24 protein-coding genes are annotated in these 26,176 nt (G+C 73.9%); 10 read left to right on the top strand and 14 right to left on the bottom strand.

Going from position 1 to position 26,176, the window contains the following annotated elements:
* Positions 1–88: 88 nt before the first annotated feature.
* Positions 89–1,123 (bottom strand): PucR family transcriptional regulator, encoded by a 1,035-nt coding sequence (locus ACSC1Q_RS27275; protein WP_436761534.1) that lies wholly within the window; start codon positions 1,121–1,123, stop codon positions 89–91.
* A gap of 95 nt (positions 1,124–1,218) precedes the next feature.
* Between ACSC1Q_RS27275 and ACSC1Q_RS27270 the strand changes: the two genes are divergently transcribed.
* The 3 genes from ACSC1Q_RS27270 (at position 1,219) to ACSC1Q_RS27260 (ending at position 5,858) form a co-directional block, all read left to right on the top strand.
* Positions 1,219–2,115: an alpha/beta hydrolase gene (locus ACSC1Q_RS27270; RefSeq protein WP_436761533.1), complete on the top strand. Its 897-nt coding sequence runs from the start codon at positions 1,219–1,221 to the stop codon at positions 2,113–2,115.
* Positions 2,116–2,223: 108 nt separating this feature from the next.
* Positions 2,224–4,146, top strand: a complete 1,923-nt coding sequence (locus tag ACSC1Q_RS27265) for an ABC transporter ATP-binding protein (protein WP_436761532.1) — start codon at positions 2,224–2,226, stop codon at positions 4,144–4,146.
* A complete protein-coding gene (locus ACSC1Q_RS27260) occupies positions 4,143–5,858 on the top strand; it encodes an ABC transporter ATP-binding protein (protein WP_436761531.1) in 1,716 nt (571 codons plus the stop codon). Before ACSC1Q_RS27265 ends, ACSC1Q_RS27260 begins: the two co-directional genes overlap by 4 nt.
* Before the next feature lie 120 nt (positions 5,859–5,978).
* On the opposite strand, the gene ACSC1Q_RS27255 is transcribed toward ACSC1Q_RS27260, so the two are convergent.
* The 6 genes from ACSC1Q_RS27255 to ACSC1Q_RS27230 all read right to left on the bottom strand — a co-directional run bounded on the left by ACSC1Q_RS27255 (position 5,979) and on the right by ACSC1Q_RS27230 (position 10,483).
* A complete protein-coding gene (locus ACSC1Q_RS27255; protein ID WP_436761530.1) occupies positions 5,979–6,743 on the bottom strand; it encodes a cobalt-precorrin-6A reductase in 765 nt (254 codons plus the stop codon).
* 22 nt (positions 6,744–6,765) lie between these two features.
* Positions 6,766–7,509: a precorrin-4 C(11)-methyltransferase gene (gene cobM / locus ACSC1Q_RS27250; protein WP_436761529.1), complete on the bottom strand. Its 744-nt coding sequence runs from the start codon at positions 7,507–7,509 to the stop codon at positions 6,766–6,768.
* Positions 7,506–8,879 (bottom strand): precorrin-6y C5,15-methyltransferase (decarboxylating) subunit CbiE, encoded by a 1,374-nt coding sequence (gene cbiE / locus ACSC1Q_RS27245; RefSeq protein WP_436761528.1) that lies wholly within the window; start codon positions 8,877–8,879, stop codon positions 7,506–7,508. Before cbiE ends, cobM begins: the two co-directional genes overlap by 4 nt.
* Positions 8,872–9,261, bottom strand: coding sequence for a pyridoxamine 5'-phosphate oxidase family protein (locus tag ACSC1Q_RS27240; RefSeq protein WP_436761527.1), 390 nt, complete (start codon positions 9,259–9,261; stop codon positions 8,872–8,874). The genes cbiE and ACSC1Q_RS27240 overlap by 8 nt, the downstream gene beginning before the upstream one ends.
* 268 nt (positions 9,262–9,529) lie before the next feature.
* Entirely contained in the window at positions 9,530–10,081 is a 552-nt protein-coding gene (gene def / locus ACSC1Q_RS27235) for a peptide deformylase (RefSeq protein ID WP_436761526.1), read from the bottom strand.
* A 3-nt stretch (positions 10,082–10,084) separates the two neighbouring features.
* Complete coding sequence (locus ACSC1Q_RS27230; protein WP_436761525.1) at positions 10,085–10,483, bottom strand: TIGR03618 family F420-dependent PPOX class oxidoreductase; 399 nt, start codon at positions 10,481–10,483, stop codon at positions 10,085–10,087.
* 219 nt (positions 10,484–10,702) lie between these two features.
* Between ACSC1Q_RS27230 and ACSC1Q_RS27225 the strand changes: the two genes are divergently transcribed.
* Complete coding sequence (locus tag ACSC1Q_RS27225; protein ID WP_436761524.1) at positions 10,703–11,980, top strand: cytochrome P450; 1,278 nt, start codon at positions 10,703–10,705, stop codon at positions 11,978–11,980.
* Positions 11,981–11,982: 2 nt separating this feature from the next.
* Positions 11,983–12,456, top strand: coding sequence for a low molecular weight protein-tyrosine-phosphatase (locus ACSC1Q_RS27220; RefSeq protein ID WP_436761523.1), 474 nt, complete (start codon positions 11,983–11,985; stop codon positions 12,454–12,456).
* 115 nt (positions 12,457–12,571) lie between these two features.
* Here ACSC1Q_RS27220 and ACSC1Q_RS27215 read toward each other — a convergent pair whose 3' ends face one another.
* Both ACSC1Q_RS27215 and ACSC1Q_RS27210 read right to left on the bottom strand, forming a co-directional pair.
* Positions 12,572–13,417 carry an ABC transporter permease gene (locus ACSC1Q_RS27215; protein WP_436761522.1) on the bottom strand — a complete coding sequence of 282 codons (846 nt, stop codon included), beginning with the start codon at positions 13,415–13,417 and terminating at the stop codon, positions 12,572–12,574.
* A gap of 44 nt (positions 13,418–13,461) precedes the next feature.
* The gene (locus tag ACSC1Q_RS27210; protein WP_436761521.1) at positions 13,462–14,367 is read right to left on the bottom strand and encodes an ABC transporter ATP-binding protein; all 906 of its coding nucleotides are present in this window, start codon (positions 14,365–14,367) and stop codon (positions 13,462–13,464) included.
* Positions 14,368–14,536: 169 nt separating this feature from the next.
* Here ACSC1Q_RS27210 and ACSC1Q_RS27205 point away from each other — a divergent pair, with 169 nt between their 5' ends.
* Positions 14,537–15,916 (top strand): sensor histidine kinase, encoded by a 1,380-nt coding sequence (locus ACSC1Q_RS27205; RefSeq protein WP_436761520.1) that lies wholly within the window; start codon positions 14,537–14,539, stop codon positions 15,914–15,916.
* Positions 15,913–16,584, top strand: coding sequence for a response regulator (locus tag ACSC1Q_RS27200; protein WP_436761519.1), 672 nt, complete (start codon positions 15,913–15,915; stop codon positions 16,582–16,584). Before ACSC1Q_RS27205 ends, ACSC1Q_RS27200 begins: the two co-directional genes overlap by 4 nt.
* 304 nt (positions 16,585–16,888) lie before the next feature.
* On the opposite strand, the gene ACSC1Q_RS27195 is transcribed toward ACSC1Q_RS27200, so the two are convergent.
* Together ACSC1Q_RS27195 and ACSC1Q_RS27190 are read right to left on the bottom strand one after the other, a co-directional pair.
* A complete protein-coding gene (locus ACSC1Q_RS27195; RefSeq protein WP_436761518.1) occupies positions 16,889–17,815 on the bottom strand; it encodes an FAD binding domain-containing protein in 927 nt (308 codons plus the stop codon).
* Between the two features lie 220 nt (positions 17,816–18,035).
* Positions 18,036–20,549 carry a molybdopterin-dependent oxidoreductase gene (locus ACSC1Q_RS27190; RefSeq protein ID WP_436761517.1) on the bottom strand — a complete coding sequence of 838 codons (2,514 nt, stop codon included), beginning with the start codon at positions 20,547–20,549 and terminating at the stop codon, positions 18,036–18,038.
* Positions 20,550–20,645: 96 nt separating this feature from the next.
* Here ACSC1Q_RS27190 and ACSC1Q_RS27185 point away from each other — a divergent pair, with 96 nt between their 5' ends.
* Positions 20,646–21,188, top strand: coding sequence for a TetR/AcrR family transcriptional regulator (locus ACSC1Q_RS27185; protein ID WP_436761516.1), 543 nt, complete (start codon positions 20,646–20,648; stop codon positions 21,186–21,188).
* A gap of 19 nt (positions 21,189–21,207) precedes the next feature.
* On the opposite strand, the gene ACSC1Q_RS27180 is transcribed toward ACSC1Q_RS27185, so the two are convergent.
* The 3 genes from ACSC1Q_RS27180 to ACSC1Q_RS27170 form a co-directional block, all read right to left on the bottom strand.
* On the bottom strand, positions 21,208–22,839 hold the full coding sequence (locus ACSC1Q_RS27180; protein WP_436761515.1) for an SDR family oxidoreductase: 1,632 nt from the start codon (positions 22,837–22,839) through the stop codon (positions 21,208–21,210).
* Positions 22,840–22,955: 116 nt separating this feature from the next.
* Positions 22,956–23,873, bottom strand: a complete 918-nt coding sequence (locus ACSC1Q_RS27175) for a Sco1979 family transcriptional regulator (RefSeq protein WP_436761514.1) — start codon at positions 23,871–23,873, stop codon at positions 22,956–22,958.
* A gap of 127 nt (positions 23,874–24,000) precedes the next feature.
* The gene (locus tag ACSC1Q_RS27170) at positions 24,001–24,237 is read right to left on the bottom strand and encodes a DUF397 domain-containing protein (protein WP_436761513.1); all 237 of its coding nucleotides are present in this window, start codon (positions 24,235–24,237) and stop codon (positions 24,001–24,003) included.
* A gap of 231 nt (positions 24,238–24,468) precedes the next feature.
* Here ACSC1Q_RS27170 and ACSC1Q_RS27165 point away from each other — a divergent pair, with 231 nt between their 5' ends.
* On the top strand, positions 24,469–24,972 hold the full coding sequence (locus ACSC1Q_RS27165) for an ATP-binding protein (RefSeq protein ID WP_436761512.1): 504 nt from the start codon (positions 24,469–24,471) through the stop codon (positions 24,970–24,972).
* Between the two features lie 284 nt (positions 24,973–25,256).
* On the top strand, positions 25,257–26,072 hold the full coding sequence (locus ACSC1Q_RS27160) for an SAM-dependent methyltransferase (RefSeq protein WP_436761511.1): 816 nt from the start codon (positions 25,257–25,259) through the stop codon (positions 26,070–26,072).
* Positions 26,073–26,176: the final 104 nt, after the last annotated feature.

Here is a 26,176-nt window from a genome sequence, read left to right as displayed (position 1 = left end):
CCGATCCGGCCGGGTGCGCGAGCACGGCGGCGCGGCGCGCGTTCCACGTGTCGACCGCCACTCGCCCACGAGCCTCGTCGTTCGGGCCTCAGTCGTCGAGGAGCCGCCAGGTGGTGAGGGCGAGTCCGGCCCGTACCAGCCCGGCGGGCTCGGTGAGTTCGACGCCCAGGGCCTTGCCGATCTGTTCGAGCCGGCGGGAGACGCTGCTGTGGTGCAGGTGGAGGAGGTCGGCGGCCCGGCGCAGGGAACCGGTGGCGCAGTAGGCGTCCAGGGTGTCCAGGTCCTCCGGGTTGCCGGCCAGCCGGGCGATCGCGGCCACGTCGGCGTTGTCCCGCGCGACGGCCTCCGGCACCTGTGCGAGCAGCGCCAGCACGCCCAGGTCGTCGTGGTGGACGACCGGCCGGCGCGGGGTGGTGAAGCGGAGGGCGGTGCGGGCCTCCCGCCAGGATCGGTCGGGGCTCTCCGCGGAGCCGATGCCCGCGCGCACGCCCGCCGGGAACCGGGACGGGTCCATGGTGGTGGCCAGGATGACGCCCACGCCGGCGAGCGGTGCCGCCTTCACCGGGCGGGTCGGGCAGACCAGGCCGCCGACCTGGTCGAGCGGGCGCCGCGACCGTACGGCGATGACGCGGATCGGCAGGTCGGCGGCGAAGCCCAGGAGCCGCAGGGCCCGTGCCCTGGCCGCCTCGTCGCTGTCTGAGCTGATCACCAGCTCGACGAGCGCGGGGTCGGCCATGGTGGTGCGGGCCGGGCCGTACCTCTCGACGACCGCCGTGGCGGCGATGGCGAGCCGGTCCAGCAGCAGCTCGTCGAGCGGGCCCGGCGGTCCTGGGCGTTCCAGCCACACCGTGCCGACCTCCTCGCCGTCGAGCGTGATCGGCGTCGTGGTGGACGCGGTGAGCGCCGGGGCGGACGCCTCCCCGCCGCCGGACGACATGCGGATCACCCGCCCCGTGCCGTGCAGCCGGATCCCGGCCACGCACTCGGCCAGGCCCGCCGAGGCCCGCGCGAGCGCCGGAAGATCCACCCGCCTGCGCATCAGCGTGTCGTAGAACATCACGACGCGGAGCGCTCCCCCGGCCTCCGCGTCCAGCTGCGACAGCCGTGCGGCCAATGCCTCCATGCCGGAAGGATATGCGGCGATCGTCGCGCGGCAGGGGTGTAATGCCCGACGAGTGGCGGATGATCCCCGGGATGCACCTTGCGAGGATCACGGTTATGGACCCAGAGCTGGAAGCATTCATCCCGTTGTTCCCCAAGGCAGACCTGGTCGACCCGGTCATCGAGCGCAAGAGCTTCGCCGAGCTGGCCACCGCGATACCGGTGCCCGACATCGCGGACATGGAGATCGAGGACCGTACGGTGCCCGCCGACCCGGACGTGGCGGTGCGGATCTACCGCCCGCACCGGGCGCGGGGCGCCGTCATCTGGTCGCACGGCGGCGGATTCGTCATGGGCGACCTGGACACCGAGCACCCGTGGGCCACCCGGCTCGCGGACGCCTCCGGCGTGACGGTGATCTCGGTGGGCTACCGCCTCGCCCCCGAGCACCCGTTCCCGGCCGCCCTGGACGACGCCTACGCCGTGCTGGCCTGGGCGGCCGGGCACGCGGCCGAGCTCGGCGTCGACCCGGAGCGGATCGCGGTCGGAGGTCACAGCGCCGGAGCGGGGATCGCGGCCGCGACGGCGCTGCGGGCACGTGACCGGCGAGGGCCGCGGATCCGCTTCCAGCTGCTCAACCAGCCCAGCCTCGACGACCGGCAGGAGACGTGGTCGGCGCGGCACTTCACCGACACACCCTGGATGAACCGCGACAAGGTCACCGCGGCGTGGCGGCACTACCTGGGCTCCACGCCCGCCTCGCCGTACGCGGCCCCGGCGCGGGCCACCGACCTGTCCGGGCTGCCGCCCGCCTACATCGCCACCGCGGAGCTCTGCCCGAACCGTGACGAGGACATCAGCTACGCGCTGCGCCTGCTGGAGGCGGGCGTGTCGGTCGAGCTGCACCAGTGGCCCGGCACCTTCCACGGGTCGCAGGCGATCCTGTCCGCCGAGGTGTCGCAGCGGCAGATCGCCGAGCTCGCCGCGGCCCTGCGCCGCGCCCTGGCCGAGTGAGACCGGCCCCATCCACCACCGGCGTCCATCGCCGGCACTCACCATCGGCCCGGCCGTGTACCCGGCCGTGTGCCTGGTCACGACGAGATTGACGAAGACGGGAGAGCGATGAGCGCCACCGACGTCGCCGAGGCGAGGGAGCGGCCAGCACCGCCACCGGACGCCGACCACGCGGCGGACCAGGGCCCGGCGGGGCTGCTGCGGCCCTATCGACGGGGTCTCGCCGCCGTCGCCGTCCTGCAGATCGTCGGCGCCGTCGCGGGGCTGGCGCCGCTGCTGGCGGTCGTCGAACTGGGCCGTACCCTGCTGTCCCCCGGCCCGGCCGATCACGACCATGTCCGGGGCGTCGTGATCGCGGGGGCGGCCGCCCTGTTCGTCCGGCTGCTGTTCACCGCCGCCTCGTCCGGAATCGGGCATGTTCTCGACGACCGGGTGCAGCTGTCGCTCCGCCGTCGGCTGGCCGCACGGCTGGGGCGGGTACCGATCGGCTGGCTCTCCCGGCGCCGGACCGGCGAGCTGGCGAAGGTGGTGGGGCGGGACGTGGGCGCCGTGCACCCGCTCATCGCCCACGCCCCCGGCGAGCTCGTCTCCGCGTTCGTGGTGCCGCTGGTGTCGCTGGTCTACCTGTTCACCGTCGACTGGCGGCTCACGCTGATCACGATGATCCCGGTGGCGCTGGCGGTGGCATTGGTCCCGCTGATGATGACCCCGGGCCGCCTGCGCGAGCAGGAGGCGCTCGACGGGGCGATGGGACGGATCTCGAACGCGGCCGTCGAGTTCGTACAGGGCATCGCGGTCGTGAAGGCGTTCGGCGGGGGCGAGCGCGCCCACCGCGAGTTCCTCACGGCCACGGACGAGTTCGCCGGCACCTTCTCCCGCTGGGTGTTCGGCATCTCCGGGATCGCCGCGGGGATGGCGCTGGCGCTGTCGCCGCCGTTCGTGCTGCTGGTCGTGCTGACCGGCGGTACGACGCTGATCACGGCCGGTTCCCTGACCCCGGCGGATCTGCTCCCCTTCCTGCTGCTGGGACTGGGGCTGACCGCTCCCGTGGCGGCTCTCGGCCACGGCTTCGACGACCTGCAGGCCGCCCGGCGCGCGATGGGCCGGATCCGGGACGTGCTCGCGGTGCCGTCACTACCGGAGCCCGCCCACCCGGTCGTACCACGAGGGCACCGGGTGGAGCTGCGTGACGTCCGGTTCGGTTACGAGGCCGGTCACGAGGTGCTGCGCGGGATCGACCTGGTGCTCGAACCGGGGACGGTCACCGCGATCGTGGGACCGTCGGGAAGCGGGAAGTCCACGCTGGTCCAGCTGTTGCCGCGCTTCTTCGACCCGACCCACGGCTCGGTCCTCCTGGGCGGCGTCGATCTCCGCGAGCTCGGCGGCCGGGAACTCCACCGGACGGTCTCCTTCGTCTTCCAGGACGTCCGCCTGCTGCGCGCGTCGGTCGCGGACAACATCGCGCTGGCGGTGCCTCACGCCGACCTCGACGACGTGGTCCGCGCCGCCCGGCTGGCGAACGTCCACGACCGGATTCTCGAACTGCCGCGCGGGTACGAGTCGGTGATCGGCGAGGACGTCAAGCTGTCGGGCGGAGAGGCGCAGCGGATCTCGATCGCCCGCGCGCTGCTCGCCGCCGCGCCCGTCCTGGTGCTCGACGAGGCGACCGCCTTCGCCGACCCGCGCACCGAACAGGCGGTACGCGGCGCCCTGGCGACGGCGGCGGGCGACCGGACGGTCCTGGTCATCGCCCACCGCCTGGAGACGATCGCCGACGCCGACACCGTCGTGGTCCTGGAGGACGGCGCGATCGTCGAGCGTGGCGGGCCCGCCGAGCTGCTGGCACGGAACGGAAGGTTCGCCGCGTTCTGGCGAGCCCACCCATCGGCCCACCCGCCAGCTCACCCGTCGGCCCACCCATCAGCTCACCCGTCGGCTCATCCATCGACCCATCCATCGACCCACCCGTCGGCGATCGCCGACGAGGCCGAAACCCCCGCCATCGCACCGCGAGGAGACGAGCCCCGATGATCCGAACGCTGCTGCGGCTGCTGGGACCCGAGTACGCCCGGCCGATGCGCCGCACCGTGGCCCTGATGACGGTGACCGCGATGGCCGAAGGCCTGTCCTACGCGCTCATGGTTCCGGTGCTGCGGGCACTGTTCGGCGGCGGGCCCGCGGACGCCCGGCCCTGGCTGGTCGCGTTCGGGGCCGCGGTCGCGGCCTACGCGGTGCTGCGCTACCGCAGCGACCTGTCCGGTTTCCGCGTCGGGACCGCGTTGTTGCGCGGCGTGTACCACCGCTTCGGCGACCACCTGGCCCGGCTGCCCCTCGGCTGGTTCACCGCCCCTCGCGTCGGGGAGGTGTCGGTCCTGGCGGGCGAAGGCGTTCTGCAGGCGATGGGCGTGGCAGCGCACCTGATGGCACCGCTCATCTCCGCCTGCGTGACCCCGCTGACGATCGTGGTCGTGATGCTCGCCTTCGACCGGCACATGGGGCTGGCCGCGCTGGCCGCCGTACCGGTCGTGGCGGCGATCCAGGTCTGGACGGGACGCTCGACGGCCGCCGGGGACGTGGAGCGCGCCGAACGGGGCGACGAGGCCACCGGGAGGGTCATCGAGTATCTCCAGGCCCAGCCGGTGCTGCGCGCCGGAGGCCGGACCGCCGAGCACTTCCGGGCGCTCGACGACGCGCTGTCCGGGCTGCGGCGCGCGTCCCGCCGTTCCACGCTGTCGGCGCTGCCCGGCGTGCTGGGCCTGACGCTCACGGTGCAGGCGATGTTCACCGCGCTGCTGACCCTGGGCGCCTACCTCGCGCTCGGCGGGATCGTCGGCGTGGCGGAGGTCCTGGCGATCCTGGTGCTCGCAGCCCGCTGCGCCGACCCGCTGCTGTCGCTGTCGGACCTCGGCGGCAGGCTGCGCGGCGCGCGTTTCGAGCTGGCGAGACTCGACGCCGTGTTGCGCACCGAGCCGCTGCCGCAGGCTCGCGAACCGATCGAGCCGGTACGCCACGACCTGGAGTTCGCGTCCGTCACCTTCCGGCAGGGCGGCCGCACGGTGATCGACGACCTGTCGCTGTCCGTGCCCGCGGGACAGCGGCTCGCCGTCGTCGGGCCTTCGGGCGCGGGCAAGAGCACGCTGCTGCAGCTGCTCGCGCGCTTCCACGACGTGGACGAGGGCGCGGTGCGCGTGGGAGGTGTGGACGTGCGCGCGATCCGTGCCGAGGCGCTGATGGCGCGGATCGCCATCGTCTTCCAGGACGTCTACCTCTTCGACGGCACGATCGAGGACAACGTGCGTCTCGGCCGCCCCGGCGCCGCCGAGGCCGAGGTACGGGCGGCGGCGACCGCGGCGCGGCTGGACGAGGTGATCGGGCGCCTGCCCGGCGGGTGGGCGACGAACGTCGGCGAGGGCGGCGCGCTGCTGTCGGGCGGTGAGCGCCAGCGGGTCTCGATCGCGCGGGCGCTGCTGAAGGACGCGCCCATCGTGCTGCTGGACGAGGTGACCTCCGCCCTGGACCCGCCGAACGAGACGGCCGTCCACGAGGGCATCGAGCGCCTGATGTCGGGCCGGACGGTGGTGACGGTGGCGCACCGGATGCGGACCGTCCAGCGCGCCGACCGCGTCGTCTTCCTGGACGGCGGCCGGATCGTGGAGGAGGGCGGCCACGACGACCTGCTGCGCCGAGGTGGCCGCTACGCCGATTTCTGGGAGATCTCCACGCCGTCGGCACGCGCCCGCTGACGCACCCCGGGGCCGTCACGCGGGGCTCAGCGCCGGTCCCGTCTCACCCGGAACCCACTGAGCCCAAGGCCGGTCCCGTCACCCGGAGGCCGGAACCCACGGAACCCGAGGCCGGTCCCGTCACGCGGGGCCGGGGCCGGTCGCGGTCTCCAGCCAGGCGAGCGCGGCCTCGACGGTCTCCACCGAGGTCACCCCCTCCGGCGGGGGCGGGCGGCGCACGATCACGACCGGCAGCCCGAGCTCGCGGGCGGCGAGCAGCTTCGCGGTGGTCATCTCACCGCCGCTGTCCTTGGTGACCAGCACCTCCACCCGGTGCTCGCGCATCAGGGCCAGCTCGCCGTCCACCGTGAACGGCCCCCGGCTGAGCAGCACCTCCAGGCGTCGCGGGACGAGCGGCCCCGGCCTGTCGACCGAGCGGGCCAGGAACCACTGGCCGTCGAGACCGGCGAAGACCGGCAGGCTGCGGCGTCCCGTGGTGAGGAACACCCGCTCCCCCAGCGAGGGCAGCAGCCCGGCGGCGGCCTCCAGGGAGGGCACCCAGCGCCAGTCGTCGCCGGGAGCCTCCCTCCAGCCGGGCCGCCGCAGGATCAGCAGCGGCAGGCCGGTCCGGCGCGCCGCCTCGACCGCCGAGGCCGTCATCCTGGCCGCGAACGGGTGCGTGGCGTCCACGACGACGTGGACATCGTGCTCCGCCAGCCACGCCGCGAGCCCGCCGGGACCGCCGAAACCGCCCTCGCGTACCTCCCCCACCGGCAGTTTCGGGTCGCGCACCCGGCCCGCCAGCGAGGACACCACGCGCGTCCCCGCGCGCCCGGCGAGCGCGGCGGCCAGCCGCCTGGCCTCGTCGGTGCCGCCCAGTATCAACACATTGAGCGTGTCCGGCACGCCGTCACCTCGGGACGCGGGGTCAGTCACGGCAGCGGGCGGCCGAGTACAGGTGGCTGTCGGGGAACTCCGAGGCGGTCAGCACCCGGCCGACGACGATCACCGCGGTACGGAGGATCCCCGCCTCGCGGACCTGCCCGGCGATGTCGGCCAGGGTGCCGCGCAGGATCACCTCGTCGTCGCGGCTGGCCCTGGCCACCACGGCCACCGGGCAGTCGGCGCCGTAGTTGGGGACGAGCTCCGCCGCGACGGCCTCGACGCGCTGCACCGCCAGGTGCAGGACCATCGTGGCCCGGCTGCGGCCCAGCGTGCCGAGGTCCTCGCCCTCGGGCATGGGGGTGGCGCGCACCGAGGTACGGGTCAGCACGACCGTCTGCCCCACCCCCGGCACGGTGAGCTCGCGCCGCAGCGACGCCGCGGCGGCGGCGAAGGCGGGCACGCCCGGGATCACCTCGTACGGCACCCCCTCGGCGTCCAGCCTCCGCATCTGCTCGGCCATCGCGCTGAACACCGACGGGTCGCCGGAGTGCAGCCTGGCCACGTCGTGCCCGGCCCCGTGGGCGGCGACCATCTCCGCGACGATCTCCTCCAGGGCCATCCTCGCGGTGTCGACCAGCCGCGCGCCCGGCGGGCACGACTCCAGCAGCTCCGCCGGGACCAGCGACCCGGCGTACAGGCACACCGGCGCGGACGCGATCGCCCGCTGGCCCCGCACGGTGATGAGGTCCGCGGCGCCCGGCCCGGCCCCGACGAAACGTACCGTCATCGCCTCTCCTCAGGGGCGGACGGCTTGACCGCCGTCCAGATCGTGACGGGCATCATGGGCCGCCAGCCGGTGAACCCGCCGACCGGGGCGGCCCTGCTGACCGCGAGCCTGACCATGCCGCCGCCGAGCCTGCCGTGCCAGAGCGCCAGGACCGCCTCGGACTCGACGGTCACCGCGTTGGCCACCAGCCTGCCGCCCGGCCGCAGCGCCTCCCAGCAGGCCTCCACCATCCCGGGAACGGTCACCCCGCCGCCGACGAAGACGGCGTCGGGCCGCTCCAGCCCGGCGAGCGCGGCGGGCGCGGCACCGGTCACCACGTCGAGACCGGGGACGCCCAGCGCCGCGGCGTTGCGGGCGACCCCGGCCGCCCTGCCCGGGTGGGACTCCACCGCGACCGCCCGGTTGTCCGGGTGCGCGCGCATCCACTCGATGCCGATGCTGCCCGCCCCCGCGCCGACGTCCCACAGCAGTTGCCCGGGGAGGGGCGCCAGCCGGGACAGGGTGACCGCGCGCACCTCGCTCTTGGTGAGCTGGCCGTCGTGCTCGAACGCCTCGTCGGGCAGGCCGGGGAGGCGGGGCAGCGGAACGGTCCCGGCGTCGGCGCGGCACTCCACGGCGACGACGTTGAGATCGTGGGTCACGGGCGGGGACCAGGTGGCGGCCGTACCGGAGACCACGCGTTCCCCGGAGCCGCCCAGCCGTTCCAGGACCGTCACCGGGCTCGCGCCGTAGCCCCGGGCGGCGAGCAGCCCGGCGACCCGGGCCGGGGTGCGGCCGTCGGCGCTGAGGACCAGGAGGCGGCGGCCGTCGTGGACGAGCGGGTGCAGCACCTCGGCGGGACGCGTCACGAGGCTGACCACCTCGACGCGGTCGGCCGCCCAGCCGAGCCTGGCACAGGCCAGGGAGACCGACGACGGGTGCGGCAGGACCCGGACCCGGTCCGCCCCGAGCAGCCGCACCAGGGTCGTGCCGATGCCGTGGAACATGGGGTCTCCGCTGGCCAGCACGCACACCCTGCGCCCCCGGTGGGAGGCGATCAGCGCGGGCAGCGCCGGGAGCAGCGGCGAGGGCCAGACGACGCGCTCGACCCCGGGCTCGACACGCGACTCGACTCCGTGCCCGGTACGAAGTCCGGCGCCGGTTTCCGGGATGAGTCCCAGGTGCCGGGCGCCGCCCATCAGGACCTCGGCCGCGCGCAGCTCGCGCCGCGCCGCCTCGGAGAGACCGTCCCAGCCGTCGTCCCCGATGCCGACGACGGTGACGGCGGCGGTGGTGACGGTGGCGGTGGTGACGGTGGCGGTGGTGGCGGTGGCGAAATCAGAAAGGACGGGGCCGGGGGGAATGGAGCCGGAGGAGACGGGGTCAGGCATTGCCCAGCACCCGGGTGATGCGGATCTCGACCACGACGCGGGCGGGGTTCTCCCGGGGCGCGCGGTAGCGCTCGGCGTAGCGGCGCTCGGCGTCGGCGACCGATTCGGGGTCGGTACGGATCACCGCGCGCCCCTCCAGGGTCGACCAGCGCCTCCCGTCCACCTGGCAGACCGCGACGGCCGCGCCCTCCTCCCCCGCCGCGAGCACGTGGCGGACCTTGTGCGAGCCACCCGAGGTGATCACCCTGGCGATCCCCGCGTCGGCGTCCAGCGTCACCCCCACCGGGATGACGTGCGGCGTGCCGTCGGCGCGCACGGTCGTCATCGTGCACAGGTGACGCTCCCGCCAGAACGCGCGAAGTTCCTCCCCGAGATCCTTCAACAGCCGATCCTTCCCCGAATACCGGTTCTACCGGGCGACATGCTAGCCCCGGACCGCGTCCGCCACCGGAACCGGTCACCGGTGAGCCGGTACGGCCGTGCGAGGACCGTCAGGCCGCGAGCGGCCGGGCCGAGGCCGACCGGCGCCGCTCCGGTCGGAGCGGCGCCGTCGAACCCGCCGCCGAACCCGCCGTCGTCGCCCCCACCACCGGTCGGCACCGCCCCGCGCCGGCCACCGGTCGGCACTGACCGGCACCGGTCAGCGCCGATCAGTCGTCCTCCACGACGGGCCGGTCGCGCTCCTCCTCGTACGCCCGCAGGACCTCCTCGCGCCGCTCCGCCGGGAGCCTGTCGATGTAGAGGCGGCCGTCGAGGTGGTCCGTCTCGTGCTGCAGGCACCGGGCCAGCAGCCCGGTGCCCTCGACCGTCAGGGGCGCCCCGGTGACGTCGGAACCGTGCACGACCGACCGGTCGGGCCGGGCGAGCGACGCCCGCTGTCCCGGCACCGACAGGCACCCCTCTTCGTAGTCCGCCAACGTGCGCTCGGCGGCCTCGGGCAGCACCAGGACCGGGTTGACCACGACGCCCTTCCGGTACTCCTCGGTGTCGTCCGGGCAGTCGTAGACGAACACGCGCAGGGGGACCCCGATCTGGTTGGCCGCGAGCCCCACGCCGTCGGCGGCGTACATGCTGGCGAACATGTCGTGCACCAGCGTGACCAGGCTCTCGTCGAAACGGGTGACCGGCTCGCAGGGCCGGTGCAGCACCGGGTCGCCGACGTGACGGATGGGCGCGGGCCGGCCCTCTCCACTCGCTTCCATCCCTCAGCCTCCCGCGTTGAAGATGACGTCGTCGGGCGTGACCCGCACGGTGATACGCCGCTCGTCCGGCGTCCGGGCGGGATAGGACTCCGCCCCGATGTACTTCCTCGCCAGATGGTCGATGACCTCGTCCGCGCCCTCCAGCTCCAGCCGGGCCGTGCCCGAGACGCTGACCAGGCGATGGGCGTCCCCGGGATCGAGGACGCTCACCGACACGCGCGGGTCCTCGCGCAGGTGGCGCTCCTTGGCCCGGCCGACGGCCGTGTTGAAGACGACGTCGTCCCCGTCGACGTCGACCCACACGACGGTGCTGTGCAGGGAGCCGTCCGGCCTGACGGTGGTCACCCAGGCGTGGATGGGCTGCCTGAGCAGTTCCTTGGCGTCTTCACTGAGTCTTCCCACCGGGACCTCCACGTCACGAACGATGCCTATGAGGTCATCGAACATCACGCGCGCGTGATCGCTTCCATCGCCCCCGGGAAAACCCCGGGGAGCTCGCGAGACCGGGAACGAGCCCGGCCCGAGGCGAACCACGGCCGCGAGCATTACTCAATGTTGACTATCGATAACTCTGCGTGTTACCACTTGACCCGGCATTCCGGTGGTGACCTAAGGGGATCGATGTCGTTTCTCGACCGGTACGAGTCGGCGGCGGAGGACCGGCGGCCCGCCCTGGTCGTCTCCTGGATCCGCACCGAGTGGCGGGAGTTCTTCGCCGAGCTGCGGGAACGACGGCCGATCATGCACACGCCGCTGCTCACCCTGGTGACCCGGTTCGCCGACGTCGTCGAGGTGCTGTCGCGCGAGCGCGTCTTCACCGTCCGGCTCTACGCCCCGCGCGTGGACCCGTTCCTGGGCGGCGGCTTCATGCTGTCGCAGGACGACACGCCGCTGCACTGGGCGGAGCGGGGTCTCATGCAGAGCGTGCTGCCCGTCCAGGACGTGCCCCGGGTCCGCCGTATGGCCGCCGCCTTCGCCGACGAGGCGCTGGACCGCGCCCGGCCGCGCGGGCGGGTCGAGGCGGTCGCGGAGCTCGCCCGCCACGTCCAGCTGCGCGTCTGCCGCGAATACCTCGGGCTGGCGGGCATCGGGCTCGACGAGCTGTCCGCGTGGTCGCGGGCGGCCCAGACCGACATCTTCAAGAACCTGCACGGCGACCCCGCGGTCCACGCCGCCTCGCTGGACGCGGGCGCCCGGCTGCGCGACCGCCTCCACGACGTGATCGACGACCGGCGGGCCCGCCTCGACTGCGGCGGGGCCGTCCCCGACGACGTGCTGACCCGCCTGCTGCGCGGCCGGCCGCCGGAGGAGCTCGCCTTCGGCGACCGGCGCGTGCTGGCCAACCTGGCCGGCCTGCTCGTCGGGTCGGTGGAGAACACCGCGCAGGCCGTGGCAGGAGCGGTCCGGGAGCTCCTGTCGCGAGACGAGGTGAGGAGGGCGGCCGTCGCCTCGGCGGCGGAGGCGGATCCGGCGCGTTTCGACGCCCACGTCTGGGAGGCCCTGCGGTTCGCCCCGCCCAACCGGATGATCTTCCGTCTGTGCGAGAGCGACCACGTGCTGGCGGCGGGCACCCCGCGCGCGACGCTCGTCCCGGCGGGCACGCTGGTCTTCGCCTGCGTCGCCTCGGCGATGTTCGACGCGGACGCCGTGCCGGAGCCCGACGCCTTCCGCGCCGACCGGCCCTCCCACACCGGCCTGCACTTCGGGTACGGCCCGCACCTCTGCCTGGGACGGCACCTGGGCGCCGCGATCGTGCCCGAGGTGGTGCGCCGCGTCCTGCTGCGTCCCGGGGTGCGCCCGCTCCCCCGGGCCGAGGCCGGGATCCGCTTCGGCGACACCCGCGCCCCGGCCCCTCCCCTCACCCGGCAGGCCCACCCCCGGCAGGCGGCATCCTGGTAGGCATGAGTTATCGCATCTGCGTGGTGTGCATGGGAAACATCTGCCGCTCCCCCATGGCCGAGGTCGTGCTGAGGAAGACGCTCGACGACCACGGTCTCGGTGATCTCGTCACGGTCGACAGCGCGGGCACCGGCGGCTGGCACCAGGGCGGCCCGATGGACGCGCGGGCCGCCGGGGTGCTCTCCGAGCACGGCTACGACGGTTCCGAGCACCGGGCCCGGCAGTTCCTGGGCGACTGGTACGACCGGGTCGACCTGGTGCTCGCCATGGACGCCCACAACCTCGGCGCCCTGCGGCGTCTCGCCCCCGGCGGCGCGGACGTGCGCCTGTTCCGCTCCTTCGACCCCGCCGCCCCCGAGGGCGCAGAGGTGCCCGACCCGTATTACGGCGAGCGCGACGGGTTCACCGAGGTGCTGGAGATGGTCGAGGCCGCCTCCAAGGGCCTGGCCGAGCACCTGGCGGCCACCCTCAGGTGAGGGTCTCCGGTTTTTCGCTTACGGAGATCTCGTCCGCGCCACCGCCTTTACAAAGTAGATCACAGGCTGACCTCCCGGTTCACTCACCTTCGTGAAGGCGAGCGCCGCACTCCGGTCACCGGACGTCCCTGCGGGCGAGCGCGACGGCCGCCGCGCCGAGGGCGACGACGACGTACAGGGCCATCACCGCCAGCGCCGCCGCCGGCGACAGCCCGAGCCCGGCGGGCGCGTCGCCGAGCCCGACCGCCAGGGGCGGCTCGCCCGCGGCCTGCCGGGTCAGGTCCTCCAGCAGCACCGAGCCGACCCTGGCGTTCCACGGTTCGGGCAGCATGGTCACGAACCTCGGGAGGATGTACAGGTACGCGACGACGCCGGTGATCGCCCCGGCGGTGGAGCGCAGCACGGCGCCCGCGCCGAGCCCGACCATGGCGAGCACCACCACCGACAGCCCGCCGGCGAACATCTCCGGGAACTCCTCCGACAGCGGCGCCGCGAAGCCCGGGATCGGGCGGTCACCGATGATCAACCGGCCGGCGGCGAACGCCACCAGCCCGCTCCCCTGTCCCACCGCGAACGCGACGGCGGCCACGACCGCCGCCCTGGCCGCCAGCACCACTCCTCGCTGCGGCACCGCCGTGAAGCCGGTGCGGGCCATGCCGGTGGCGTACTCGGAGGTGAAGGCGAGCACCCCGAGCACGGCCATGCAGATCTGTAGCGGCAGCAGGAGGACCTGCTCGGGCCGCGCGGCGCGCAGGGTGGCCCGGCGCTCGGGGGGCAGCCCGTCCCAGAGGCCGCCCACGTAGAGGGCGAACACGGCCATGAGCACGACGAAGGCCGCGACGGTGGCCAGGACGTACCAGGTGGAGCGGACCGTGCGCAGCTTCAGCCACTCGGCGGCCAGCACGTCGGCCACCAGCCGGCCCACCGTCACCTCGCGGCCCGCCGTCGGCTCGCGATCCACCGTCACCTCGCGGCTTACCGTCGGCTCGCGCCGTGGGAGGCCGGTCATCGTCCGCCCGCCCGGTACTCGGCGCTGTCGCCGGTCAGCTCCATGTACGCCTCCTCCAGCGAGACGCCGCGCGGGGTGACCTCGTGCACGGCGAGGCCGTCGCGCGCGGCCAGGTCCCCGATCTCCTCGATGTCCAGTCCCCTGACGACCAGTCCCCCGCCCGGCTCCGTGCCGACCGTCGCGCCGGCGGCCTCCAGCACGCCGGTGAGCTCGGCGGCGCGCGGGGAGCGCACCAGCACCCCCAGATCGTGGCGGGCGGCCAGGTCCCCGGCCGTGGTCTCGGCGAGCAGCCGGCCGCGTCCGATGATCACGAGACGGTCGGCGGTGAGCTCCATCTCGCTCATCAGGTGGCTGGAGAGCAGCACCGTGCGCCCCTCCGCGGCCAGCGAGCGCATCAGGTGGCGGATCCACCGCACGCCCTCCGGGTCGAGCCCGTTGACCGGCTCGTCGAACATCAGCACGCCCGGGTCGCCGAGCAGCGCCGCCGCGATCCCCAGCCGCTGCCGCATGCCGAGCGAGAGGTCCCCGGCCCGCCTGCGGGCCACCCCCGCCAGGCCCACCCGCTCCAGGACGTCGGCCACCCGCAGGACCCCGATCCCGTTGCTCCGCGCCAGGCAGCGCAGGTGGTCGTAGGCGCTGCGCCCGCCGTGCACGGCGTTCGCGTCGAGCAGCGCGCCGACCTCGCGCAGGGGATGCCGCATCGTGGCGTAACGGCGTCCGTTGACGAGCGCCTGGCCCGAGGTGGGGGCGTCCAGCCCGAGCAGCACGCGCATCGTGGTCGATTTCCCGGCGCCGTTCGGGCCGAGGAAACCGGTGACCAGGCCCGGTTTCACCTGGAACGACAGTCCGTCCACCGCGACGGTCGCGCCGTGGCGTTTGGTCAACTCCCTGACTTCGATCATGCCGTCGAGGCTCCCGCGGGACGGGACCCGGGCGCGTCGTGCCACGGCGGGCACTTCGCCGTCGGCCCCGGGACCGACGGCGGCGCCCGGCGCGCGGGAGGGTCGTCCCCCGGGATGACGTCCCGTGGGAGGAGGCGGGAACCCGACCCCGGCGGATACGGTCTTCACCGTGGACCTCAGCGTGGACCTCAGCGTGGACGACTCGCTCTTCCCGCGGCACTGGAGCCGCGCCAGGCTCGTCCGCCTCGACGCCCTGGGGGCGGCGGGGTACGCGCTCACGCTGCTGCTGTTCGGGGCGGGGCGGCCGGACCCCGCGGTGCCCATGTGGGCGGAGTTCCTGATCCTGGCCGGGATCGCCCTGCCGCTCGCGGTGCGGCGGCTGTGGCCGCTCACCGTCTTCTGCGCCGTCCTCGCGATGTCGCTGGTGTCCCTCGTCCTCCTGGGCACGGTGCACGACAGGTTCGCGGCGGCGGCCTTCGCGGTCTACCTGGTGGCGCTAACCCGGCCCCGGCCCCGGTGGGAGCCGACGATCGCGATCGGCGCCTGCGGCGCGGTGGCCGTCCTGCTGCTGTCGGCGGTGGGCACCCCCGCCCCTGCTCCCGGCGCCGTCGGGCCGCTGCTGGTGGGGGTGGCTTTCATGGGAGGCGCCTGGGTCGCGGGCCGGGCCGTGCGCGAGCGGCGGGCGTACACGGCGCGGGCGGCCGAGCAGCTCGCGGGCCGGGCGGTGGCCGAGGAGCGGCTGCGGATCGCCCGCGAGCTGCACGACGTGGTGGCGCACGGCATGAGCCTGATCGCGGTCAAGGCGGGCATCGCCAACCACGTCGCCGCCGTACGGCCCGAGGAGGCCGCGGACGCGCTGCGCGTCATCGAGACCACGAGCAGGAGCGCCCTGGCGGAGATGCGCCAGCTGCTGGGAGTGCTCCGCTCCGGCCCCGGTGCCTCCCCCGGCCTCGCCCCCTCCCCCGGCCTCGCGGGTCTCACCGCCCTCGCGGAGCGGGCGTCGATGGCCGGGGTACGCGTCGAGCTGGACGTCCGGGCGACCGGCCTGCCCGAGGGGGTGGAGCTGTCGGTCTACCGGATCGTCCAGGAGGCGCTGACCAACGTCGTCAGGCACGCCGCTCCCGCCCGGTGCCGGGTCTCGGTCGAGGCGTCCGGCGGCGAGGTCCTGGTCGAGGTCTCCGACGACGGGCCCGGCGAGCGGTTGCTGCCCGGCGGGCCGGGGCACGGGCTGATCGGGATGCGCGAGAGGGTGGTCGTGTACGGCGGTACCCTCACGGCCGGGCGCCGCCCGGAGGGCGGGTTCGGGATCTCGGCCCGCATACCGTACGACCCGTACGACCCGGCCCGCACACCGGACGATTCGGCCCGCGTACCGGATGATTCGAACCGCGCACCGGACGAGAGGACGCGCGTGCCGCACCGGGAGGGGCGCGCACCGGACGAGGGGACATTCCCGCCGTCCGGGGAGGCCCGCGCGGCAGGCGTCCCGTACGGGGAGACGGCCGCGTCACCCGAGGGGGCGCGTGTGCCGCGCGAGGAGGCCCCGTGATCCGGGTGCTCGTCGCCGACGACCAGGCGCTGCTGCGCGGGAGCTTCCGGGTGCTGGTGGACACCGCGCCCGACCTGGTGACGGTCGGCGAGGCCGGGACGGGCGCCGAGGCGGTGGAGCTGGCGCGCGGCGGGTCGCCGGACGTGGTGCTCATGGACGTGCGGATGCCGGAGATGGACGGCATCGAGGCGACCCGCCGCATCTGCGGCCCGGCGGGCGTCCCGGGGGTGCGGGTGCTCATACTCACCACGTTCGACCTGGACGAGTACGTCTACGCGGCGCTGCGGGCCGGGGCCAGCGGTTTCCTGCTCAAGGACACCCCGCCGGGCGACCTGCTGGCCGCGATCCGGGTGGTCGCCTCCGGTGAGGCGCTGCTCGCGCCGACGGTGACGCGCCGGCTCATCGCCGAGTTCTCCCGGCGTCCCGAACCGGCGCGCCCGGTGGCCCGCGAGCTCGACGGGATCACCGGGCGGGAGCTCGACGTGCTCGCGCTCGTCGCCAGGGGACTGTCCAACACGGAGATCGCCGATCACCTGACCCTGAGTTCGGCGACCGTGAAGACGCACGTGGGCCGCCTGCTCGGCAAGCTCGGCGCGCGTGACCGGGCCCAGCTCGTCATCGTCGCCTACGAGACGGGCCTGGTCACGGCGCGTCCGTCCCGCCCCTAGCGCCTCGTCGGACGGTCGTCGTCGGACGGTCGGGCACCGGGAGGTCCGGCCTGTCCGGCTTTTCCGGCTTTTCCGCCCGGACAGGCCGGACCTCCGTGCCCAGCCCGCCCGAGGGCTTGACCCCCGAGGCGGCGAGCCCACCTCGCTGAGCCGGACCTCGCGGCACCCGGCCCGCCCGAGGGCACCCGGCCCGTCCGAGACAGCGGGCCGCCGTGACAGGTCCGCCCGGCGTCCCCCTGACCCCCGCCGCGCCGAGGTGGTGTGACGGAGGGGCCGGGCAGGCCGGGCAGGCCGGTCAGGCCGGTCAGCGGGGCTCGCCGGTCCCGGTCGCGCGTTCCAGGACCTCCAGGACGGTCCCGGCGAGCAGCGCGAGCTTGTAGGGGTTGCGGGCCGCCGGGGCGCACCGGGCGGTGGCCAGCCCGGCCGCCCGGTCCAGGGGTTCGCCCGCCAGGAGCGCCTCCTCGACCTCGGGCAGGCGTACGGGGACGCGGGCGACGCCCCCCACGGCCACCCTGGCGAAGGTGATCGTCCCGTCGCCGTCGGCGACGAGCCGCGCCGCCGCCTCCACCAGCGGCCATTCGGCCTCGGACCTGCCGATCGCCCGGTGGTAGGCGGCCCGCTCCCCCGGTACGGGCGGCGGCAGGACGACGGAGAGGAGGATCTCCCCCGGGGACAGCAGGTGGTCGCGAGACGGGTCCGAGCCGTCCCCGTACAGGTCGGCGATCGGGAACGCGTCCCTGCCGTGCGTCTCGGCGGAGGCGTCGCAGGCGAGCAGGGCCACCGCCAGCGACGACGGGTGCGGCGCGACGCACGGGCCGGTGTCGAGGATCGCGGCGTTCGGGGCGAGCCCGGCGCGGGCCGGGCAGTGGTCGCCGCCGTCCTGGTGGCAGGAGAAGGCCGGGCTGCGGAAGTACGCGCAGCGGTTGCGCTGCAGCAGGTTGCCCCCGACGGTGGCCACCTCCCGGATCTGGGGCGTGGCCAGGCCCGCCGCCGTCAGCGTCAGGCAGGGGTGGGCGGCGCCGAGGCGCGCGTCGCGGGCCACCCGCGCGACCGTGGTCAGCGCGCCGATCCTGGCGGAGCCGTCCGGCTGCCAGGTGACACCCGACAGGTCGGGCAGGACGCGCAGGTCCACGTGCGGCCCCGCCGCGCGGCGGCCCATCAGGTCGGTGCCTCCCGCGCGGAACTCGCCCCCGCGCCGCACGGCCTCGCCGAGGTCGGTGAGTACGGTCATCGAACACCTTCCAGTGTGAGAATCCAGGGGCCGCGCTCGGGGAAGGCCCACAAGACCGGAGGACCCAGGAGGTCCGGGGAGACTCGGAAAACCGAGGAAGCCCGGAAAGCCGAGAAGGTCGGGGGAGCCGGAGAGCAGGCCGTCGGCCGGTTCCCTCCGGAGGGGCCGGGCGGGCGCCCTCTCCCGGAGACCCGTTCCGGCCACGGCCGCGGAGAAGGGATCAACGGGCGATCCCCTCAAGGAGCCGGTCGGGTCGTATGGGCAGGTCGTGGGGGCGCCAGCCGGTGGCGTTGAAGACGGCGTTGCCCACCGAGGCGGCCACGCCGACCGTGGAGATCTCCCCGACCCCGACGCCGTTGCCGGTGACGTGGTCCCACCCGTCGCGGTGGAAGTGCACGGTGATCTCCGGGGTGTCGCCGATGCCGGGGACGCGATAGTCGTCGAGGTTGGCGGTCAGCACGGTTCCCGTCACCGGGTCGACCAGGCGCTCCTCGTACAGGGCGTAGCCGATGCCCTGCACGACGCCGCCCTCGCACTGGCTGCGCGCCAGGCGCTCGGCGTAGATGTGGCCCACCGCGATCCCGGCCCAGACCCGCAGCGGCCTGACGGCGCCCAGGCGGGTGTCGACCTCGACCTCGGTGACGTGGACGGAACCGCTGAACCCGCGGCCGATCGCCATGCCGGCCACCGGGAACGGGGTGACGTAGCCGCGCCGGTCGCGGCGGCGCCCGCCGACCACCGTGGCGCCGTCGGTCACGCCCAGCTTCCGCAGGCGCAGCGCGGCGTCGCGCGCGGCGGGGCCCACCGAGGCCGTGGTCCGGCTGCCGATCGAGGGCGGCCCGTGCACGGTGCCCGTCCTGCCGATCTCGACGCGGACGCGCCCGGCGGGCAGCCCGAGCTCCTCGCGTACGACGTCGGCGATGACGGTGCGGACGCCGGTCCCGATGTCCTGGGTCGTGGTGCGGGCCACGACCACGTCGCCCTCGACGCGCAGCTCCACCTCCGTGCCGGGGTCGAGCATGTAGGCCCAGTTGGCGGCGGCCACCCCGACGCCCCGGCGGAAGCGGCCCGTCTGGGAGCCGGTCCGCGGCCTGGTCGTCCACCCGGGCAGGGCGGCGGCCAGGTCGTAGAGGGCGTGCCGTTTGCGGTTGCCGTCCCAGCGGCGGCGCAGCGCGATCGGGTCCTCGCCCCGGCGGTGGGCGGCCTCGTCCACCGCCTGCTCCAGCGCCCAGAGCATGGGCGGCGCCCCCGGTCCCCGGAACGGGGCGCCGGGCGGCTCGTTGGTGACCACGTCGTAGTCGCGGAGCCGCCGGGGCGCGGTGCCGTACATGAGGCGGGCCATGACCGCGACGGCCGACCCGATGGCCACGCCGCCGCGCCCGTGGACGTCCATGGTGAGGGCGGCGAGGTCGCCCCGGTCGTCGGTGAGCAGTTCGAGGGTCGTACGGGTGCCGGGGCGGTTGCCCGCGTCGGTGAGCTCCTCGGCGCGGCTGAACACCACGCGCACCGGCGCGCCGCAGGCCCGCGCGAGCTCGGCGGCGGCGATCGTCTCGGTGCCGACGCCGGCCTTGGCCCCGAAACCGCCGCCGACGTGGTCGGCGACGACGTGGACCCGCTCGGCGGGCAGGTTCCACCGCTTGGCGGCCTGCTCGGCGGCCAGGCCCACGGTCTGGGTGGACAGGTGCAGGTGCAGGTCGCCCTCGGCGTCCCAGCGGGCGACGCAGGCGTGCGGCTCCAGCGGGGTGTGGACCTGGACGGCGGTGGTGAACGTGCCGGTCACCAGGCGGGGGTCGGCGTCGTGCCTGGCGGCCTCGATCCGCTTGGCGGCGGTGCGCCCGCGCCAGCTCGCCCTGGTGAAGGGGCCGCGCACGTTGCCGTCCCAGCCGCCCGGCAGTTCCATCCCCTCGCTGGAGCTGGGGACGTGCTTCCTGGCGGCCTCGTCGTAGACGGGCGGGGCGTCCGGCGCGTCGTCGAACGCGGCGGGCATCGGGTCGTAGCCGATCTCCGCGGCCTCCGCGATCGCCAGCGCCTCGCGCCGGGTGGGGGCGGCGACGGCGGCGACGGGCTGGCCCGCGTAGCGGACGGTACGGTCGGGCGGCAGCAGGTCGACCACGTGGGCGGCGTCCACCTTGACCGAGGTGACGCGGGCGTGCGCCCTCGCGGAGCGGATGATCACCCCTTCCAGCTGCCCTTCGAGGCGCACGTCGGTGGTGTAGCGGGCGCGGCCGGCGACCTTGTCCATCGCCTCCACCCGGGCGGGGGTCCCCTCGGCGCCGTCGTGCTCTCCCCGGCAGGCGGCGGCGATCGCGGTGTAGATGCCCTCGTACGCGCCGCACCTGCACAGGTGACCGGCGAGGGCGGCGGCGATCCGCTCGCGCGGCGGCGCGACGTCGCCGTGCTCGGCGCGCCAGGCGTCGACGAAGGCGGCTCCCTCGACCGCGAACCCCGGTGTGCAGTAGCCGCACTGCAGGCCGTCGTGGACCGCGAGCGCCCGCTGGACGGGGTGGTCGAGGCCCTCGGCGGTGGTGATCTCGCGATCCTCCAGCGCGGCGGACGGCAGCAGGCAGCTCGCCTGGGGCACCCCGTCCACCATGACCGTGCACGCGCCGCAGACTCCGGTACGGCAGGCGGCCTTGGCGCCGGTGAGGCCGAGTTCTTCGCGCAGGACATCTACGGCGGCATCGTCGGGGCCTGCGTCCACCGTGGCGGGCAGCCCGTTCACCGTGATCTTCATAGCTCTCCGGTTGACGTCGTCAACATCATGTTGACAGTGTCAACCAGGTACGTTGACGTTGTCAACACGGAAAGCCCGGAAGGTGGTCCCACGGTGGTGGACGACACCAGGACCCGCCTGGTCGAGAGCGCGCTGAGACTGCTGCGCGAAGGCGGCCTCGACGCCGTGACACTGCGCGCCGTCGGCGACCTGGCCGGCCTGTCCCGTACGGCCCCCTACCGGCACTTCAGCGACAAGACCGCGCTGCTGGCGGCCCTCGCCGTCCGGGTCATCGCCGACCTCAGCGCGCACGTCGCCACGGCGATCCTGGAGGGGACGGGCCCGCGCGACCGGCTGCGGGCCTTCTACCTGAGCTACGTCGAGTACGCCACGACGCACCGCGAGGAGTACCGGCTGGTGTTCGCCGCGGAGTTCCTCGCCGGGGACCACCCGGAGCTGGAGACGGCGATCGACCAGGTGACGACCGCGCTCGGCATCCAGGGTCCCTGGGACGGGCCCGCGCCCAAGGCCCGGGTGATGGCCCTGCTCTCGACCGCCCACGGCCTGGCGGAGTTCGCGGTGGCGGGCCAGTTCACGCACAAGGGAATCGGCTACGAGGACATCGTCGACGTCCTCGTGGCCCGCGACGGCGAGCCCTGACGGATTGGCCGTCGGCGGGTCAGCCGGGGACGGTGTTCCTGGGATCGTCCGAGGCGGGCGTGTCGGGGGCGGGAGACCGGTCCTCCGGGTTCTCCGGGGTCCTCGGGTTCTCCGGAGGGACGGGCAGGACCCCGCGCTCGGCGGCCTTCGCCACGTTGCGCAGCATCGGCCCGAAGATCAGGCTGTGGAAGGGCGCGACCGTCCACCAGTAGAGGTGCCCGGCCAGGCCGCGGGGATGGAAGATCGCCCGCTGGCCGTAGACGGTCTCGCCCCGGTGCGTGAGCACCCGCATCTCCAGCCAGGCGAGACCGGGCAGGCGCATCTCCGCGCGCAGCCGCAGCAGGCGCCCGGCCTCCACCTCCTCGACCCGCCAGAAGTCGACCGAGTCGCCCACCCGGAGCCGCTTGGGGTCACGACGCCCCCTGCGCAGGCCCACCCCGCCGACCAGCCGGTCGAGGAGGCCGCGCAGGCTCCAGGCCAGCGGCAGGGAGTACCAGCCCGACTCCCCGCCGACGGCCTCGACGACCGCCCACAGCGCCTCCGGTGAGGCGTCGACCCGGCGGGCCCGCGCGTCGACGTACAGGCTGCCGCCCGCCCAGTCGGGGTCGGTGGGCAGCGGGTCGCTCGGCGCGCCGGCGACGGAGGCCGAGGACCAGTGGGTGAGGACCTTGGCCTCCTTGATTCGCCGCAGGGCGAGTTCCACCGCCCGCCGCAGCCCGACCAGGCCGCCGGGCGGGTCCTCGACGTAGCGGGCGATGTCGTGCTCGTCGCAGACGGCCTCGTTGCGCAGCGACTCCACCAGCGGGCGGGCCAGGCCCGCCGGGACCGGGGTGACCAGTCCCACCCAGTGGCTCGACAGGCCGGGACTGAGCACCGGGACCGGGATGATCAGCCGGCGGGGCAGCCCGGCGACCTCCGCGTAGACCCGCATCATGTCGGCGTAGGTGAGCACGTCCGGGCCGCCGATGTCGAAGGAGCGGTTCACCTCCTCCTCGACGGAGGCCCAGGCCACGAGGTAGCGCAGCACGTCGCGGATCGCGATGGGCTGCGTCCTGGTGCTGACCCAGCGCGGCGTCGTCATCACGGGCAGCCGCTCGGTGAGGTAACGCAGCATCTCGAAGGAGGCGGAGCCGGATCCGATGATGACCGCCGCCCGCAGCACCACCGCGGGCGTCGAGGAGCGCAGGAAGATCTCCCCCACCTCGACGCGGGAACTCATGTGCGGCGAGAGCTTCTCGCCGGACGCCGAGCCACCGGAGTGCGAGCGCTTCTCGTCCGGCGTTAGGTCATCGGGATGCGAGCGCTTCTCGTCCGGGACGAGGCCGCCGAGGTAGACGACGCGGCGGACCCCCGCGCGCTCGCACGCGGCGGCGAAGGTGGTGGCCGCCTCGCGGTCGGCGGCGGCGAAGTCGCTTCCCCCGCCCATCGTGTGAATCAGGTAGTAGACCACCTCGATGCCCTCAAGGGCCCTGGCGGCCTGTTCGGCGTCGGACGCGTCGGCCTGGGCGACCTCGACCCGGGAGACCCACGGCTGGTCGCGCAGGCGGCCGGCCGACCTCACCATGCAGCGGACCTCATGACCCGCGTCCAGCAGCTCGGGGACGAGCCGCCCCCCGATGTATCCGGCCGCGCCGGTCACGAGACATCTCATTCACACATCTTCGTACGGCGCCGCCCGGCGGTTGCGTCCGTGCCCGGACACGCCGCGTTCGTCCCTCCGGACTCAGGGCCCCTCCCGGCTCCTTCGACCCGGAACAGCGCTCCGGCTCAGAGCCTCCGCCGGTACCCCTCGCGGATCTCCAGGAGGATCTCGCGGGTGCGGGTGACCGGCTCGGCCTCGATGCACAGCCGCTCCATGACCTCCAGGTAGCTGTCGACGTCGTCGCGCTTCTCCAGGTAGACGGCGCTGGTGAGCTGCTCCATGTAGACGACGTCGGGCAGGTCGGGCTGGGAGAACCGCAGGATGCTGAAGGGCCCGCCGGCCGCGGCGTGGCCGCCGACGTGGAAGGGCACGATCTGGACGGTCACGTTGGGCAGTTCGAGTGCCTCCAGGATGTGGTCGATCTGCTCGCACATCGCCTGGGCCCCGCCGAGCGGGCGGCGCAGCACGGCCTCGTCGAGCACGGCCCACAGGTGGGGCGGCTCCGGACGGCGCAGCAGCCGCTGGCGCGCCATCCGCAGTTTCACCCTGCGGTCCAGCTCCTCGTGGGGGGCCGAGGGGAAGCCCAGCCGGACGACGGCCCGCGCGTAGCTCTCGCTCTGCAGCAGGCCGGGCACGAACTGCACCTCGTAGTTGCGGATGCCGGCGGCCGACTCCTCCAGGCCCACGTACGTCTCGAACCAGGAGGGCAGCACGTCGTTGTAGTTGTGCCACCAGCCGGTGAGGTTCGCCTTCTCGACGAGGGAGAGCAGCGGCTCGCGCTCGGCGTCGCTGGTCACCCCGTACAGGGTGAGCAGGTCGGCCACGTCCCTGATCCGGAAGCTGACCCTGCCGAGCTCCATGCGGCTGACCTTGGAGTGCGAGGCGCGGATGGAGTGCCCGGCCTCCTCCAGCGTGATGCCCCGCTGCTCACGCAGGCGGCGGAGCTGCGCGCCCAGCACGATCCGCAGCACGGTGGAACTCCCCCGTGGCGCGGCCATGGGGGTCGGACCGACCGGCCGGCCATCGGCGTTGGGTGTGATCATCTACAGTCCTTCGGGCGCGGAACGCGAGCCTCTGCGCACTCTTTGTGGCGATCGCGATCCTTCACGGTACTCCGCCGACCGCGCCCAGACCATAGAGAGTTTTATTTTTCAACCATAATCCTGATCTTCAATTAATCAGGTCGTCGAACTCCCCGCCCTTCACCCCGCGGACGAAGTCGTCGGCCTCGCGGCGGGTGTAGATCAGCGCGGGCCCCTCGGGATCGCGGGAGTTGCGCATCGCGACCCTGCCGTCTGGCAGCTCCGCGAGCTCCACACAGTTGCCGCTGGGGTTGCTGAAGTGGCTCTTGCGCCAGACGACGCCGTCCATCAGGGCGGCCGGCATGCCGTTGTACAGCTGGTTCATCCTCGCCTCTCACCGTTCGGGGAGGGAAACAACACTCCGAGCATAGAGCTTTTTGTGCAGATGCACGTGCATCTGTACTTGCCTATGCACATTACGGAGGGCAAGATGACTAGACGGATCAACCTCGCCATACGATCGCCCCCCTCCGCAAGGTCGCCGATGACTGGTTACCAAAGACACGAAGCCACACCCATCCGAGCTGAGATCGGAGGGTGGGAACGGTGGTTGTCGATGCTTGATCACCTCCTCCCCCCGAGCGGCCTGCCCCCCTGGGCCGGCGACGAGGGCCACGCCGGCCAGTTGCAGATGGCCGTACGCAGCCTTCGTTACGACCCCTGCGCGGCACGGACCGCCCGTGAGTTCACCACCAGGTCCCTGAGGGCATGGGAGCTGGAGCCGCTGATCGACGACACCGGCGTCGTGGTCTCCGAGCTCGTGACCAACGCCCTGCGCCACGGCACCCGGGGTGTCCTGCACGCCCGTTCCTTCCCCGAGGTCAAGGTGATCCTCTGCCACACCGAGCGCTCGGTGCTGTGCGCGGTCACCGACCCCAGCGACCAGGGCCCCTGCCTGCGCGAGCCCGACTACGAGGCGGAGAACGGCCGGGGGCTCCTGATGGTCGACGGCGTCAGCGAGACGTGGGGCTGGGCTCCGCTGGAGAACCGGGGCAAGGCGGTGTGGGCGGCCTTCGCGCTGCCCCCCGCGGGGGAACGCCACCTGGAGGCCTGCCACTGACGACACACGCGAGCCCGCCGGAGGCCAGCGACCGACGGCACCCGGCCGGAGGCCCGCGGCCGACGACACCGGGCTGACAGCCACCGGCCGCACCCGGAGACCCGTCACGACGGCCCGGCCGTCCCCGGCGAGGGGGGACGCGGGGCGAGGCGCGGAGCAGGGGCGGACGGCCGGGTGCCCAAGAAGTGCCATGAACAGAAGGGAACTCTGGCAGGAAATACAGCACCGCGTGGGCGGAAGGTCGATAATGTCCGCTGGAACCACACGGCTGGACGGAGGACATCATGGCGTCGCCGCAACCTGAGCGCCTCAGGTTCGACCCCACGATCCCGAACGCGGGCCGGATAACCGACTACTTCCTGGGCGGCAAGGACAACTTCGCCACCGACCGCGCCGCCGCGCAGGCGGCACTCTCGATCGCCCCCGAGCTCCCCGCCATGTCGCGGGAGGGGCGCAGGTTCCTCGACCGCGCCGTACGGTTCCTCGTGCGGGCCGGTATCCGGCAGTTCGTCGACATCGGCTGCGGCCTGCCGACCCAGGGCAGCGTGCACCAGATCCTGCGCGGCGTCGCGCCCGAGGCGCGGGTCGTCTACGTCGACAACGACCCGATGGTCGTCGTCCACGCCCAGGCCCTCCTGAAGGAGAACAGCCCGGCCACGGTCGTCGAGGCGGACCTCCGCGACCCGGAACGGCTCCTGGCGCATCCCGGCCTCACCGACATGATCGACCTCGACGAGCCCGTGGCGATCCTGCTGTTCTCGGTCCTGACCGACGTCTCCGACGACATGCAGGCCCTGCAGGCCACGGCCGCCCTGCAGAAGGCCGTCGCGCCGGGCAGCTACATGGCCGTCTCCCACGCGGTCTCGGACCTGTGCCCGGAGAGGACCGCGCGGCTCGCGGCCCTCTTCCAGGACAGCGGGTCGATCACCGGTACCCACCGCGCGAACCTGCGGACCAAGGCCGAGGTCGAGCTCTTCCTCGACGGGCTGCGGCCGGTCGAGCCGGGCGTCGTCTACATCCCGGAATGGCGGCCGGAGGGCGCGGCACCCCACCGGCCGGACTCCATTTGGGTCGTCGGCGGAGTTGCCCGCAAGGAATAGACTTTCTTGGGAAATAAGTACGTTTTTCATGCATCAACTGCGCCTTGACACCTGTTCACACACCGTGGGGTTCTTTAGTGTCACAGGCAACAAAGGAGTCGACA

It is taken from the genome of Streptosporangium heterodermiicola (genome assembly GCF_051390675.1).
In the GTDB taxonomy this organism is placed as follows: domain Bacteria; phylum Actinomycetota; class Actinomycetes; order Streptosporangiales; family Streptosporangiaceae; genus Streptosporangium.
Note: the sequence above shows the minus strand (reverse complement) of the source record. Positions and strands in the feature narration are given on the sequence as shown.